Source organism: Saccharopolyspora rhizosphaerae, from assembly GCF_003931915.1.
Classification (GTDB): domain Bacteria; phylum Actinomycetota; class Actinomycetes; order Mycobacteriales; family Pseudonocardiaceae; genus Saccharopolyspora; species Saccharopolyspora rhizosphaerae.
Genome location: NZ_RSAA01000001.1, coordinates 161,058 through 175,677 on the forward strand (window position 1 = coordinate 161,058; position 14,620 = coordinate 175,677).

The 14,620-nt window shown below is 71.6% G+C and carries 9 protein-coding genes; 5 read left to right on the forward strand and 4 right to left on the reverse strand.

The annotated features are described in order from the left end of the window. Window positions 1-10: 10 nt before the first annotated feature. The 3 genes from hydA (at window position 11) to EIL87_RS00790 (ending at window position 3,856) form a co-directional block, all read left to right on the forward strand. Window positions 11-1,405 (forward strand): dihydropyrimidinase, encoded by a 1,395-nt coding sequence (gene hydA / locus EIL87_RS00780; RefSeq protein ID WP_125088170.1) that lies wholly within the window; start codon window positions 11-13, stop codon window positions 1,403-1,405. 9 nt (window positions 1,406-1,414) lie between these two features. Then, on the forward strand, window positions 1,415-2,413 hold the full coding sequence (locus tag EIL87_RS00785) for a TIGR03842 family LLM class F420-dependent oxidoreductase (protein ID WP_125088171.1): 999 nt from the start codon (window positions 1,415-1,417) through the stop codon (window positions 2,411-2,413). 99 nt (window positions 2,414-2,512) lie between these two features. Next, on the forward strand, window positions 2,513-3,856 hold the full coding sequence (locus EIL87_RS00790; protein WP_125088172.1) for a uracil-xanthine permease family protein: 1,344 nt from the start codon (window positions 2,513-2,515) through the stop codon (window positions 3,854-3,856). A gap of 183 nt (window positions 3,857-4,039) precedes the next feature. Here the strand turns inward: EIL87_RS00790 and EIL87_RS00795 are convergent, their stop codons facing one another. After that, entirely contained in the window at window positions 4,040-4,699 is a 660-nt protein-coding gene (locus EIL87_RS00795) for a TetR/AcrR family transcriptional regulator (RefSeq protein WP_125088173.1), read from the reverse strand. Window positions 4,700-5,037: 338 nt separating this feature from the next. Between EIL87_RS00795 and EIL87_RS27630 the strand changes: the two genes are divergently transcribed. Continuing rightward, the gene (locus tag EIL87_RS27630; RefSeq protein WP_267898783.1) at window positions 5,038-5,172 is read left to right on the forward strand and encodes a hypothetical protein; all 135 of its coding nucleotides are present in this window, start codon (window positions 5,038-5,040) and stop codon (window positions 5,170-5,172) included. Between the two features lie 364 nt (window positions 5,173-5,536). Beyond that, complete coding sequence (locus tag EIL87_RS00800; protein ID WP_233575912.1) at window positions 5,537-6,130, forward strand: class I SAM-dependent methyltransferase; 594 nt, start codon at window positions 5,537-5,539, stop codon at window positions 6,128-6,130. 462 nt (window positions 6,131-6,592) lie between these two features. On the opposite strand, the gene acnA is transcribed toward EIL87_RS00800, so the two are convergent. The 3 genes from acnA to EIL87_RS00815 all read right to left on the reverse strand — a co-directional run bounded on the left by acnA (window position 6,593) and on the right by EIL87_RS00815 (window position 14,506). Beyond that, window positions 6,593-9,397 (reverse strand): aconitate hydratase AcnA, encoded by a 2,805-nt coding sequence (gene acnA, locus EIL87_RS00805; RefSeq protein WP_125088174.1) that lies wholly within the window; start codon window positions 9,395-9,397, stop codon window positions 6,593-6,595. A gap of 461 nt (window positions 9,398-9,858) precedes the next feature. Further along, entirely contained in the window at window positions 9,859-14,241 is a 4,383-nt protein-coding gene (locus EIL87_RS00810; protein ID WP_233575914.1) for a cation-translocating P-type ATPase, read from the reverse strand. A gap of 16 nt (window positions 14,242-14,257) precedes the next feature. Further along, window positions 14,258-14,506, reverse strand: a complete 249-nt coding sequence (locus EIL87_RS00815) for a hypothetical protein (protein ID WP_233575915.1) — start codon at window positions 14,504-14,506, stop codon at window positions 14,258-14,260. Between the last annotated feature and the right edge of the window lie 114 nt (window positions 14,507-14,620).

The following is a 14,620-nucleotide window of genomic DNA, read 5'->3' on the forward strand; positions in this document are numbered from 1 at the left end:
GGAGTCCGCGATGAGCAGGACCGCCATCCGCGGTGGGCTGGTGATCACCGCGACCGAGGAGACCGAGGCCGACGTCCTCGTCGAAGACGGCACGATCGCCGCCATCGCCACCCCGGCGCTCGCCCAGGAGTGGAACGCCGACACCGTCCTCGACGCCACCGGGCTCTACGTGATCCCGGGCGGCGTCGACGCGCACACCCACATGGAGATGCCCTTCGGCGGCACCTTCGCCGCCGACACCTTCGAGACCGGCACCCGCGCCGCCGCCTGGGGCGGCACCACCACGATCATCGACTTCGCCATCCAACCCGTCGGCCGCTCGCTGCGCGAAGGCGTCGAGGCCTGGCACGCCAAGGCCGACGACCAGTGCGCCATCGACTACGCCTTCCACGGCATCCTCTCCGACGTCGGCGACGGTGTGCTCAAGGAGATGGACGCCCTGGTGGGGGAGGGCATCACCAGCTTCAAGATGTTCATGGCCTACCCGGGCGTCTTCTACAGCGACGACGGGCAGGTCCTGCGGGCCATGCAGCAGGCCGGCGACAACGGCGCGCTGATCATGATGCACGCCGAGAACGGCATCGCCATCGACGTCCTGGTCCGCCAGGCGCTCGACGCCGGGCTCACCGGTCCGGAGAACCACGGCCGCGTCCGCCACCCGCTGCTGGAGGCCGAAGCGACCCACCGCGCGATCCAGCTGTCCAAAGTGGCCGGATCACCGCTGTACGTCGTGCACGTGTCGGCCACCGAGGCCGTCGCCGAGATCACCCGAGCCCGCAGCGACGGCTTCAACGTCTTCGGCGAGACCTGCCCGCAGTACCTCTTCCTGACCGTCGACGAGCTCGCCGGGCCCGGTTTCGAAGGCGCGAAGTACGTCTGCTCCACACCGCTGCGCCCGGCCGAGCACCAGGCCTCGCTGTGGCGGGCGCTGCGCACCGACGACCTGTCGGTGGTCTCCACCGACCACTGCCCGTTCTGCTTCACCGGGCAGAAGGAGCTCGGGCGCGACGACTTCTCCAAGATCCCCAACGGCATCCCGGGAGTGGAGAACCGGCTGGACCTGCTGCACGACGCCGTGGTCGCCGGGCGCATCAGCCGTCGCCGCTGGGTGGAGATGGCCAGCACCACCCCGGCGCGGATGTTCGGCCTTCACCCGCGCAAGGGCACCCTCGCACCCGGTGCCGACGCCGACGTCGTGCTCTACGACCCCGCTGCCGAGCAGGTGCTGTCGGCCGAGACGCACCACATGAACGTGGACTACAACGCCTACGAGGGCAGGCGCATCACCGGCAGGGTCCGCACCGTGCTCTCCCGCGGCGAGGTGGTCGTGCACGACGGTGACTACCGCGGACGCCCGGGCCGGGGGCGGTTCCTGCGCCGCGAGCCCTGCGGCTACCTGAGCTGAGGAGCGGAGATGGACTTCGGAGTGGTGCTGCAGACCGACCCGCCCGCCTCGTTGCTCGTGGAGCGGATGCGGCGCGCGGAGGAGCTGGGCTTCACCCACGGGTGGACGTTCGACTCCTGCGTGCTGTGGCAGGAACCGTTCGTCATCTACAGCCGCGTTCTGGACGCCACCCGGAACCTGCGCGTCGGTCCGATGGTGACCAACCCCAGCACGCGGGACTGGACGGTGACCGCGTCGCTGTTCGCCACCCTCAACGACATGTACGGGCCGCGCACCGTCTGCGGCATCGGACGCGGCGACTCGGCCGTGCGCGTCACCGGCGGCACACCGGCGACGCTGGCCCGGCTCGGCGAGGCCATGGCGGTGGTCAAGGCGCTCGCCGAAGGGCGCGAGGCCGATGTGCGCGGCACTCCCGTCCGGTTGCCGTGGGTCCGCGACGGCCGGCTGCCGATCTGGATGGGCGCCTACGGGCCCAAGGCGCTGGAGCTGGCAGGGCGGCAGGCCGACGGGTTCATCCTGCAGCTGGCCGACCCGTACCTGACCCGGTGGATGGTCGAGCACGTCCGCGACGCCGCGCGCAACGCCGGACGCGATCCCGCGGAGGTCACCGTGTGCGTGGCCGCACCCGCTTACGTCGGCACCGACCTCGCGCACGCCCGCGAGCAGTGCCGCTGGTTCGGCGGCATGGTCGGCAACCACGTCGCCGACCTCGTCGCCCGCTACGGCGACTCCGGCGGTGTGGTCCCGTCCGCGCTCACCGACTACGTCAAAGGCCGCGAGGGCTACGACTACTCGCACCACGGGCGCGCGGGCAACGCCAGCACCGAGTTCGTGCCCGACGAGATCGTGGAGCGGTTCTGCCTGCTCGGCCCCGCTGCCGCGCACGTGGAGCGGCTCGCCGAACTCCGCGACATCGGCGTCGACCAGTTCGCCGTCTACGCGATGCACGACGCCATCGACGACACGCTGCAGGCCTACGGCGAGACGGTCATCCCTGCGCTTCGCTGATCGAGCGCGGGCTGCGGTGCCGATCACAGGGGAGGTGGTCCGTAGAGTTCCGCCTCGATCCGGCGGTCCCGCGCTGCGGGCGGAACAGGGAGGTGTGCCATGCGGCGGGGAGTGGGTGCCCGGCTCGGCATCGGGTGGACGTTGCACGGGGACGGCGGAACCCCGCGGCCCGGTGAGGCCGTGGCCCCGGACGAACGCCTCTCCTGGGGCCGCACCATCGGGCTCGGCGCCCAGCACGTGGTGGCGATGTTCGGCGCCACCTTCGTCTTCCCGGTCCTGATGGGACTGGACCCGAACCTGGCGATCATGGTCTCGGGCGTGGCGACCATCCTGTTCCTGCTCATCGTGCAGGGCAAGATCCCCAGCTACCTCGGCTCCAGCGCGTCGTTCGTGGGCGCGGTGACCGTCATCCGCGCCGGGGGCGGCGACAGCTCCACGGTGACCGGGGCGGTCTTGGTCTGCGCCCTGGTGCTCGGCGCGGTCGGCCTGGTCGTGCACTTCGTCGGAGCCGGCGCGGTGCACCGGGTGCTGCCGCCCGCGGTCTCCGGTGCCGTGGTGATGCTGATCGGCTTCAACCTCGCACCGGTGGTCGCCGAGACCTACTGGCCGCAGGACCAGTGGATCGCGTTGATCACCATGGTCGTCGTGCTGACCGCCAGCGTGCTGCTGCGCGGTTTCTGGGGCCGCATCGCGGTGTTCCTCGGGCTGGCCGCAGGGTACGCGCTGTCGTGGGTGTTCGACCTGGCCTTCGGGCCGATCACCGCGCCCGACGCGGACGGCAACGTCAGCACCCACCCGCGGCTGGACCTCGGCGGCGTCGCCGACGCTCCGTGGTTCGGACTGCCGCAGCTGCACGGCCCGTCGTTCGACCTGGCCGCGATCGTGGTGGTGCTGCCCGCGGTGATCGCGCTGATCGCCGAGAACACCGGGCACGTCAAGGCGGTCGAGCAGATGACCGGCAGCAAGCTCGACGGGAGCCTGGGCCGCGCGATCTTCGCCGACGGCCTCGCCAGCGCCCTGTCCAGCGCGGTGGGCGGCCCGCCGACCACCACCTACGCGGAGAACATCGGCGTCATGGCCGCCACCCGCGTGTACTCCACCGCCGCCTACTGGGTGGCCGCGGTGGTGGCGATCGCCTTCGGCCTGTGCCCGAAGTTCGGCGCGGTCATCGCCGCGACCCCGGGCGGCGTGCTCGGCGGCATCACGGTCGTGCTCTACGGCATGATCGGTCTGCTGGGCGCCAAGATCTGGGTGGAGAGCCGGGTCGACTTCGCCGACCCCGTCAACCTGCTGCCACTGGCGGCCGGTCTGGTCGCCGGCATCGGCGGGGTCTCCCTCCAGATCACCCCGTCGTTCGAGTTCAGCGGCATCGCCCTCGGCACGCTGGTGACGCTCATCGGCTACCACGTGCTGCGGGCGAGCGTGGCCCGCGTGAACCGGTAGCGGTCGGGGACCGCTCCGCTCCGGCGGTGCGGAGGGGACCTGAGCGGCTCCGCGGAGTCCGTGCACCGCTGCGGGCGCACGGCATCCGGTGGACTCACCGCGAAGCTGCTCAGAACCTCCGGCGGTGCAGGCTGAGCCCCCACCTCGGAAGCAGCGGCGGTGCCGCCGCTGTCCTGACCGGGCTCAGACCTCCACCTCGGGGGTGCGGACCACGACCTCCTCGGCGGAGATCGGCCTGCCGGGCAGCGGCCGCGGGTTGTCCGCGCGCAGGCCGTCGAGCAGCACCGCGATGTAGCGCGCCGGGGCGAGGCTGCGCAGCTGCTCGGGAAGCGCCTGCACGCCCTGCAGCGCCAGCGAGCTCAACACGGCGATGTCGCCGGTGCTGACGTCGTTGCGCAACGTGCCGTCGGCCTGGGCGCGCTTGACCAGGGCGTCGACCATCCCGAAGAACTCGTTGTGCACCGCGTCGGTGTTGGGGTCGGAGTTGATGATCGCCCGGGCCCGCGAGGACAGGACGGTCAAGCGGACCACGGTGCGCAGCGCCATGCCGCGGTGCATGATCTGGCTCAACGCGCGCCACGCGTCGGGCTCCTGCTCGATGGTCGCGCGGGTGTCTTCCAGCACCGTGGTGAACGCGTCCTGGGCAACGGCGCGGATCAGCGAGTCGCGGTCGGGGAAACGGCGGTAGAGGGTGCCGACCCCGACTCCGGCGGAGCGGGCGACCTCCTCCATCGGCACCTCGGTGCCCCGTTCGGTGAACACGGCCTGAGCGGCGGTGATGATCCGGTCCCGGTTTCGGCGAGCGTCTGCGCGCAGGCGCGGCGTCGTGTCGGTGGTGGTCATGATCCTCGTTTCAGCCCTCGTGTGCTTGGGGCGGATTGTCGCACGGCGGGTGCTCCATCAAGGGGATGATCAGCCTCCGATTTGCCCAACGGGGAGCTGTGGTTCCGCGACCAGCGACGTTCCCTCGGTAGAGTGAGATGGCGAGATCCCATGATGATGCGCCGACCGGGTGTCGTGCAAATAACAAGCGTCCTGTTTGGGAACTCGCGAAACGTGGCCCTAGGATTGGTACGTACCGGGTTATCACCCAAACCTTCTTCCGATCGACCTGCCCAGGCGGGTGTGTGTGCGTGCGCGCGTTCGGAAGGTGGGGCGGACATGTGGAGAGGAGGCAAGAAGTGGCAACGGTGTGGGTGGCCCTGACGGCCGAGGCAGTAGTGCTCCTGGCTGCAGCTGGGGCGCTGACCAGCTGGGTCCGGCGTTCCGACGAGAGGCCGGAGCAGGTCGTGGAGCCCACCGGGCAGATCGCCTGACGTTAGCGCGCGCACGGGCTTGCTCCCACGACGGGATCAAGCCCGTGAAGCCTTCCAATCGTTCTTGGAACGCACTTCGTTACAGGGTTTCGAAGCAATTTTTCTCTCATTCTCGCAGCCGGTCGAGCAGCTCCCGGCGAATTGCGGGAATCCTGATCTCGAATTCGCAGACCTCCGTCACCCCCCGTGGTGTGCGGTACTGGTGTGCGCCCGGTCGCAGATCGCCCGATAGGCTGTGCGCACCAACGACCGGCCACACCGATCGGGAAGGGCATCCGTGACCTCACCACACACGTCCAGCAACCCGAAGAGCTCGCCGACGCAGTCTGCGGAGGCACCAGGGAACGGGCGCGGCGGTGGCTCGGTGCTGCAGCACTACCGGACCTTCCTGCAGCGCGCGGTGAGCAAACCGGGTCAGGTCGGTGCGGTGGCCCCCAGCTCGCCCCACCTCGCTCGGGAGATCGCCTCGGTCGTGCCGCGGACCGGTTCTCCGGTGGTCGTCGAGCTCGGCCCCGGCACGGGTGCCTTGAGCTCCGGCATCGCCAACAGGCTGCCGGCTGGTGGCCGGCACGTGGCCATCGAGCTCGACTCGGGCATGGTCGAGCACCTCAACCGCGAGCTGCCGTGGCTGGAGGTCGTGCAGGGTGATGCGTCGCAGCTGGGGTCGCTGCTGTCGGACGCGGGCATCGACCGGGTCGACGCGGTGGTCAGCGGCTTGCCGTGGTCGATCTTCCCGGCCAGGCTCCAGCACGACATCCTGCAGCAGGTCGGTTCAGTGCTGGCCCCGGGCGGGGCGTTCACGACCTTCGCCTACCTGCACGCGCTGGGCATGTCCGGCGCCCGCCAGTTCCGCCGCCGTCTCGACGTGTGCTTCGACGAGGTCGTCACCACCCGCACGGTCTGGCGCAACGTCCCCCCGGCCCGGACCTACGTCTGCAGGCGCCCCCACCTCCTCTGAACCACCGGGGAAGCTCGACGCTCGACGGACGAGCGCTCGAGTTCGACGTCTCCCGACTCATCGCGCCAAGGGGGAGTACCCCCTTGGGGACATCGTCGCGAGGGCCTCGGCCGAACTGAGCTGCCGGAGAAGGCGGCGGGAGCGACCACGCCCGTGCGGCGCTGCGCATCACGGATCGACCACCACACGCGGGGGACCCGCCACTCATCCGGAGGTCGGCCCAGGCTTCGCGCTCCAGCAGCGTGAGAGTTGTGCAACAACCCAGCTGATCACCCGCCACCGCCGCACGCCGGGGACGCCGGGAGCAGTGCGCGAGGAGCGGTGCGCGGAGCCGCTCAGGTGCTGGCACCGCTGGTCAGGAGGACAACGGAGCCTTGCACGAGAGGAAGAACGGGCCCGGCGGGAGCTTGTGACTCCCACCGGGCCCGTTCTTGAAGATCCTGCCCGGGTGCAGGCAGGGGATCAGGAGCGGATCATCTTGCGCAGGACGTACTGCAGGATGCCGCCGTTGCGGTAGTAGTCCGCCTCACCAGGGGTGTCGATGCGGACCGTGGCGTCGAACTCCACCTTCGAGCCGTCGGCCTTGGTGGCGGTGACCTTCACGGTCTCCGGGGTCTCACCCTGGTTGAGCGTGGTGATGCCGGAGAGGTCGTAGGTCTCGGTGCCGTCCAGGCCCCGCGACTTAGCCGAGGAGCCCTCCGGGAACTGCAGCGGGATGACGCCCATGCCGATGAGGTTCGAGCGGTGGATGCGCTCGAAGGACTCGGCGATGACGGCGCGCACGCCCAGCAGGCGGGTGCCCTTGGCCGCCCAGTCGCGGGAGGACCCGGAGCCGTACTCCTTGCCGCCCAGCACGACCAGCGGGATGTCCTGGGCGGCGTAGTTCTGCGCGGCGTCGTAGATGAACGCCTGCGGCCCGCCGTCCTGGGTGAAGTCGCGGGTGTAACCGCCCTGCACGTCGTCGAGCAGCAGGTTGCGCAGCCGGATGTTGGCGAAGGTGCCGCGGATCATCACCTCGTGGTTCCCTCGGCGGGAACCGTAGGAGTTGAAGTCCTTGCGGTCGATGCCGTGCTCCGACAGGTACTTGCCCGCGGGGGAGTCCGGCTTGATGGCACCGGCCGGGGAGATGTGGTCGGTGGTGACCGAGTCGCCCAGCAGCGCCAGCACGCGGGCACCGGAGATGTCGGTGACCTGGGCCGGCTCCATGTTCATGCCCTCGAAGTACGGGGGCTTGCGCACGTAGGTGCTCTGCGGGTCCCACTCGAAGGTCTCGCCCTCCGGGGTGGGCAGGGAGCGCCAGCGCTCGTCACCCTTGAACACGTCCTCGTAGGAGGAGGTGAACATCTCGTTGGTGATCGCCGAGTCGATGGTCTGCTGGACCTCCTGCGGCGACGGCCAGATGTCGCGCAGGTAGACCGGGTTGCCCTCGGTGTCGGTGCCCAGCGGGTCGTTCTCGAAGTCGAAGTCCATCGAGCCCGCGAGGGCGTAGGCGATGACCAGCGGCGGCGAGGCCAGGTAGTTCATCTTGACGTCGGGGTTGATCCGGCCCTCGAAGTTCCGGTTGCCCGACAGCACCGAGGTGACGGTGAGGTCGTTCTGCTGCACGGCCTCGGAGATCTCCTCCGGCAGCGGGCCGGAGTTGCCGATGCAGGTGGTGCAGCCGTAACCGACCAGGTGGAAGCCCAGCTTCTCCAGGTACGGCCACAGACCGGCCTTGTCGTAGTAGTCGGTGACGACTTGCGAGCCGGGGGCCATCGAGGTCTTCACCCACGGCTTGCGGGTGAGTCCCTTGTCGACGGCGTTGCGGGCCAGCAGCGCCGCACCCAGCATCACCGACGGGTTCGAGGTGTTGGTGCAGGAGGTGATCGAAGCGATCACCACGGCACCGTGGTCGAGCTCGAACTCGCCCAGCTCGTCGGAGGAGACCTTGACCGGCTTGGAGATCCGGCCCTCGGAGCCGTTGGCGGCCGAGATGACTTGCGGCGGGGCCTCGCTGTGGGTCACCGCGGGAGCGTCACTGGCCGGGAAGGACTCCATGCCGGCCTCGTCGAGCGCGCTGTCGTCGGCGTTCTCGACCGTCGCGTAGTCGGTCAGCGCGGTGCGGAACGCCTTCTTGGCCTTCGAGACCTCGATGCGGTCCTGCGGGCGCTTGGGGCCGGCGATCGAGGGGACGACGGTGGACAGGTCGAGCTCGAGGTACTCGGAGTACTCCGGCTCGTGGCCCGGGTCGTGCCACAGGCCCTGCTCCTTGGCGTAGGCCTCGACGAGGGCGACCTGCTCGGCCGAGCGGCCGGTGAGCTTGAGGTAGCGCACGGTCTCGTCGTCGATCGGGAAGATCGCCGCCGTGGAGCCGAACTCCGGGCTCATGTTGCCGATGGTGGCGCGGTTGGCCAGCGGCACGGAGGCCACACCGGAGCCGTAGAACTCGACGAACTTGCCGACGACGCCGTGCTTGCGCAGCATCTCGGTGATCGTGAGCACCACGTCGGTGGCGGTGGCTCCGGGCGGGATCTCACCGGTGAGCTTGAAGCCGACGACCTTCGGGATGAGCATCGACACCGGCTGGCCGAGCATCGCGGCCTCGGCTTCGATGCCGCCGACGCCCCAGCCCAGCACGCCCAGGCCGTTGACCATGGTGGTGTGCGAGTCGGTGCCCACGCAGGTGTCCGGGTAGGCCTGGCCGTTGCGGGACATCACGGTGCGGGCCAGGTGCTCGATGTTGACCTGGTGGACGATGCCGGTGCCCGGGGGGACGACCTTGAACTCGTCGAAGGCGCCCTGGCCCCAGCGCAGGAACTGGTAGCGCTCCTTGTTGCGGCCGTACTCGAACTCGACGTTGCGCTCGAAGGCGTCGGGCTTGCCGAACACGTCGATGATCACCGAGTGGTCGATGACCAGCTCGGCCGGGGCCAGCGGGTTGACCTTGGAGGTCTCGCCGCCGAGTTCGGCGACGGCCTCACGCATGGTGGCGAGGTCGACGACGCAGGGCACACCGGTGAAGTCCTGCATGATCACCCGCGCAGGGGTGAACTGGATCTCGGTGGCGGGCTCGGCCTTGGAGTCCCAGCCGGCCAGCGCGCGCACGTGGTCGGCGGTGATGTTGGCACCGTCTTCGGTGCGCAGCAGGTTCTCCAGGAGGATCTTGAGGCTGTAGGGCAGCCGCTGGGCTCCGTCGACGGCGCTGAGCCGGAACACCTCGTAAGAGGCGTCACCGACGTTCAGCGTTCCGCGGGCGCCGAAGCTGTCCTTGCTCGCAGGTGCAGTCACGTTCAACTCCATCTCGCGACGGGCGCAAGTTCGGGAACGATCGCAAGTCTCGCGCACGTCAGCTGAGCGTGCGCGGGGACTCGCGCTCTTCACCGCTAACAGTACGCGCGTCCTATAAAGCCGCTCAACAAAGGGTGACCTGACCTTCGAACGCTTCTGCTGTTTTCGTCAAAAAAGCCGAGTGTTTCCGGTTCGCCAACACCGGGTTCCCGCGTCGGCAACCCCGCCGGTGTCGATGTTGCCCGCACCGGGAGCAGCGGCAGGGGTGGTGGGCCGTTCGGCGGTGTCGCGGGGGCAGCCGGTCAGGCCGTGCGGAACGCCGACTTGACCACGTGCACGACCAGCTTCTCGATCAGCGCGATGGCCACGCCGGTGATGATGGTGTTCAGCAGAGCAGGCATCGGTAGCGCCCTCGTTCCTCTCCTCGGTGCAACGACGCCTCCGACTGTCCGGGCCACGGGTTAGCCCGGCGCGGTGCCCAGGTTGCCTGCGGGTGAACCGGGGTCCAATTCCGCAGGTCGACCGGGAACCGATCGCCCCAGGGGCCACGCCTGCCACACCCGCACCGCCACGGCGACCGCCACCGAGACGCCCAGCGCGATGGCCCACTGGTGCGGCAGCAGCGGGCTGGAGCCGAAGAACTGGCTGACCCCGGGCAGCTGCACCAGCGCGGCCAGCACCAGCAGCGAGCCGACCGCCGCGAGCACCACCAGTGGCGTGCGCCCGCGCGAGGTGACCGTCTGCGCCAGCTGGGCCGACACCAGCGCGACCAGTCCGGCGGTGCGCGCCTGGGCGGCGGTGGCCAGCGGGCGGGTGAGCACCCAGGCAAGCCCGGCCGCCGCCCCGGTGGCCACCGCCCGTTCACCGACCGCGCGGGCCAGCGCGCCGCCCAGCGAGGCTTCCGGGCCCTCGGCGAGCAGCGCCTCCGGGGTGCGGTCGGCCGGTGGACGCACCGCGATGGCGATGGTGGGCAGCACGTCGGTGAGCATGTTGACCACCAGCAGCTGCCGGGCGTTGAGCGCCGCGGACGGGCTGATCAGCCCGGTGCCCAGCGCGTAGCCGATCTCGCCGAGGTTGCCGCCGAGCAGCACGGCCAGCGCCTCCCGCACCGAGGTCCACATGCCGCGGCCTTCGACGATGCCGTCGGTGAGCGTTTCGATGCGGTCGTCGGCGACCACCAGGTCGGCGGCGTCGCGCGCCGCGGTGGTGGCGCGGGAGCCGAAGGCGATGCCCACGTGCGCCAGGTTGATCGCGGGCACGTCGTTGGCGCCGTCGCCGGTCATCGCCACCACCCGCCCGGCGTCCCGCAGGCAGCGCACGATGCGCGCCTTCTGCGCGGGGGAGACCCGGGCGTAGACGGAGATCTTGGGGACCTCGCCGGCCAGCTGGGCGTCATCGAGCTCGTCGAGCTCGGCGCCGGTGAGCACCCGCTTGCCGCCGAGCATCCCCAGGTCGGCGGCGATGGCCTCGGCGGTGCTGGGGTGGTCACCGGTGATCATGATGACGTCCACACCGGACCGCTCCAGCTGCGCCACGGCGGCCGCAGCTGTCTCGTGCACCGGGTCGGACAGGCCCAGCAACCCGACGAACTCCAGCTCGTCCACATCGGACTCGTCGAGCCCGGCGCCGCGGCCCACCCGCTTCTCGGCGACGGCGAGCAGCCTCAGCCCGTGCAGCGCCAGCCGCTCGACCTCCGACTCGACCTCGGCGCGCGCTTCGGCGTCGAAGGCCCGCGAGGAGCCGTTGCGCTTCCAGCGCGCGCACCGGCCCAGCACGACCTCGGGCGCACCCTTGACCGACAGCAGCCCGTCGGTGCGCACCGCGTGGAACCCCCGCGAGGGTTCGAAGGGCAGCTCGTCGAGCACCGCGCCGTCGGGGTTCAGCCCGATCGCGGCGGCTCCTTCGAGCACCGCGCGGTCGGTCGGGTGCGGCAGCGGCCGGTCGTCCTGCTCGCGCGGAGTGGCCCGCAGGGCGGCGGCCACGACCTCCCGGTGCAGGCTTTGCAGATCGTGCACCCGGCGCGAGCCGCGGCCGTCGGAGACCTCGCTCAGCGCGATCCGGCCCTGGGTGAGCGTGCCGGTCTTGTCGAAGCACAGCGCGTCGACCCGGCCCAGCGCCTCGATGGTGGCGGGACTGCGCACCAGCACGCCGCGCCGGGACATCCGGCGCGCGGCCGCGAGCTCGGCCAGCGTCGCCACGAACGGCAGGCCCTCCGGCACCGCGGCCACCGCCAACCCGACCGAGCGCGCCACGGTGCGGCCCAGCGGCACGCCGCGCAGCACGTCGGAGGTGAACAGCAGCGCACCGGCGCCGACGGAGATCGGCAGCACCTTCTTGGTCAGGTCGGCCAGCCGCGCCTCCACGCCGGTGTCGTCGTCGGTGCCGGGGACCTGCGCGGCGGTGCGGCCCAGCTCGGTGTGCGACCCGACCGCGACCGCCACCGCCACGGCGCTGCCGCTGGCGATGACCGTGCCCTGGTAGAGCATGCAGGTGCGGTCGGCGACGGTCGCCGCCGTCGTGGGAGCGGCGGTCTTGGTGACCAGGTGGGATTCGCCGGTGAGCCCGGATTCGTCCACCTCGAGGGAATCCACCGACAGCAGCCGGCAGTCCGCGGGGACGCCGTCTCCGGCGCGCAGCTCGACGACGTCGCCCGGCACCAGCTCGTCGGCGGAGACGACCTCGGTGCCCGCTTGGCCCCGCCGCCGCGCGGGCGTGCGCCCGGTGGCCAGCAGCTTGCCCAGCTCGCGTTCGGTGGCCGCGCGCTGGAAACCGTCGACAAGGGCGCTGGCCAGCAGCACACCGCAGATCAGCACCGCGTCGACCACCGACCCCAGGCCCGCGGAGATCACCGCCCCGGCGCCGAGCACCGGCGTGATCGGCGTGATCAGCGCCTCGACCGAGGCCGCGAGCACGCCCACCGGTGCGTGCCCGTCGTCGCGGGGACGGCGCCGTTGCGCCGCCAAGGACTCGTCGAGCCCGCGCTCGGAGCTGTCCAGGGTGGACAGCACGGCGTTGGCGGGCATCGCGTGCCACGGCGTGCGTTCCCGGGGCAGCGGTGGGGGTCTGCGGGTGAAGCGGGAGGCGAGCCAGGTGCCGGTGGCGAAGGCGGCGAGGGTGGCGGCGTGCACCGGCATCGACGCCCGCGACGGAGCGCCGGAGGCCGTGCCGAACGCGGCGAGCAGCGAACCCAGCACCGCACCGGCCACCGAGAGCCCCGCGGCGCACCGGCTCGCCGCTCGGGCGTCGGCGGCCGCGGCCAGCAGCCCGTCGAGCACCGCGGCGCTCGGGCAGAGGAGGTCAGCGGCCCAGCACGACGGATCCGATGTGGACAGACCGATGCCCAGGTCCGCAGCGGCGAGACCGCGGTCGTGGTGGTGCGAGACGACCGCCGCGACCGCGCCGTCCTCCTGCAACGCGCGCACCGAACCGGCCAGCTCGGCTCCGCCGGGCACCGATCCGTCCAGCGCGAGCCTGCGGTCCAACCCGGCGCCCGCGACGAGCACGGTGGTGGCGACCTCGCGCGCGGTGTCGACCAGGGCTTCGGCGAGCGGGTCGAGCTCGTCGACCACCACCACCAACGCCACCGTCCGTCCACTGCGGACGAGTTCGAGGATGGTCGCGCCGCACTGCGTCCCGGCCTCGGCGGCGCCGCGCGCTGCGGCAGGCAACCTGCGGGAGGAGTTCCAGGGGGTGACCGACCAGGCGCCGCTGCTGCTCGACCCGGCCGGACCGGTCGGGTCGACCAGCTCGCTGGCGCGGGCGAACAGCTCCGCGGACTCCGCGTCGTCCTCCAGCGGGATCACCGAGTCCACCACGCGGCGCCCGGACAGCAGTGCGGGGGCGTCGAAGACGACGGTGTCGAGCCGGTCCAGCAGCCGCAGCGCGTCCGGTTCGACCACCAGCGCGCCGCGCGCCGCCAGCGAGGTGCTCAACGTGGAGGCGAACGCTTCCCGCCCGCCCGCGGCGGGTTTGGGCACCGCGGCCAGCAGCGCGGCCACCGCGCGCTGCGGCGCGCGGGACAGGGCGAACGCGGTCACCGCGCCGCCCAGGGCGGCTCCGCCGGAGACGTTGGCGACCCGCTCCACGGGGCCGTCGGGCACGGGGCACGGACGCGGTCCCTGCGGCACGGCGTCGCAGGCGTGCGGCAGCACCCCTTCCCAGTGCTGCCAGGCCTGGTGGCGGGCGATCGCCTCCCGCGCGGTGCCGAAGCGCCCGCACAGGTCGGTCAGCGCACCCAGCGGCGAGCCGGTCAGGCCCGGACCGGCCGCGCCGCCCAGCGCCAGCACCAGCTCCAACGGCCCCTGCCCGAGGACCCGCTGCGCGCTGCGGTGCAGCCACGGCACCGTGTCCACCAGCGACGTCGCGGCCGGCACGAGCGGTGAGACCACGCGCGCGGGCAGCAACGCACTCAGCCCGGCGTAGCCGAACCCCACCACGCTGACCGCGAGGGCGCCGGCATCGCGCAGCAGCGCCTCGGAGTTGGCCGGATGCCGCTCGCCGTGCGGTGCCACGTCCTCGTCACCGAGTCCGAACTCGGCCTCGACGTCGCTGAGGACACGCGCGGGTTCGGTGAGGTCGGTCAGGTCGGGGGCGTGGCGGATCACCACGCGGCCCAGCGCGCCGTTGAGCTCCGCGTGCGTGATGCCCGGCAGCTCGCGCAGGCGCCGCTGCGCCTCCTGCGCCGCGTCGGTGTGGCCGGGCAGGTGCGCGCCGCGCATCTCGAGGTGGCTGCGCTCGCGTCCGCGCCAGACCCGGCGGCCTCCGGGGGAGGAGGTGACCGCGCGGGCTGCCTGCAACACCGGTGCGGCGACGTCGGCGGCCTGCGACAGCAGCCAGCGCAGCATCGACACCCCTTCGCGCTCAGGCCTGGCCGTTGCCCCGGGAGGCCGTGCGCTGCACCACGGCCGTGCCGATGCCGATGGCGGCCGCGACCGGCCACTCGATCACGCTCAACGCCGCCGCGGCGGTCAGCCCGCTGTAGAACAGCAGCTGCTCGCGGGAGGGGAGTGCCCCGCGGACCGCGGAGACCGTCGAGGCGACCTCGTCGCGTCCGGGGATCTGCGGGAGCGGGACCTGGGTGGTGTGCCACTGCGCCGTCACGTACGGCACGGGGATCGACGCGCCCGAGGGCTGCTGGGAAGTCGACCCCGACGAGGTCGACCGCCTGGTCGTGGACCGCCCGGACGTCGAACGGGATTGCGTGGAGGCCCTGCTCGTCGTGGT

What these genes read in the sequence shown, in the direction of transcription:
- hydA (WP_125088170.1), top strand. Translation starts at nt 11, where the DNA reads ATGAGCAGGACCGCCATCCGCGGTGGGCTGGTGATCACCGCGACCGAG.
- EIL87_RS00785 (WP_125088171.1), top strand. Translation starts at nt 1,415, where the DNA reads ATGGACTTCGGAGTGGTGCTGCAGACCGACCCGCCCGCCTCGTTGCTC.
- EIL87_RS00790 (WP_125088172.1), top strand. Translation starts at nt 2,513, where the DNA reads ATGCGGCGGGGAGTGGGTGCCCGGCTCGGCATCGGGTGGACGTTGCAC.
- EIL87_RS00795 (WP_125088173.1), bottom strand. Translation starts at nt 4,699, where the DNA reads ATGACCACCACCGACACGACGCCGCGCCTGCGCGCAGACGCTCGCCGA.
- EIL87_RS00810 (WP_233575914.1), bottom strand. Translation starts at nt 14,241, where the DNA reads ATGCTGCGCTGGCTGCTGTCGCAGGCCGCCGACGTCGCCGCACCGGTG.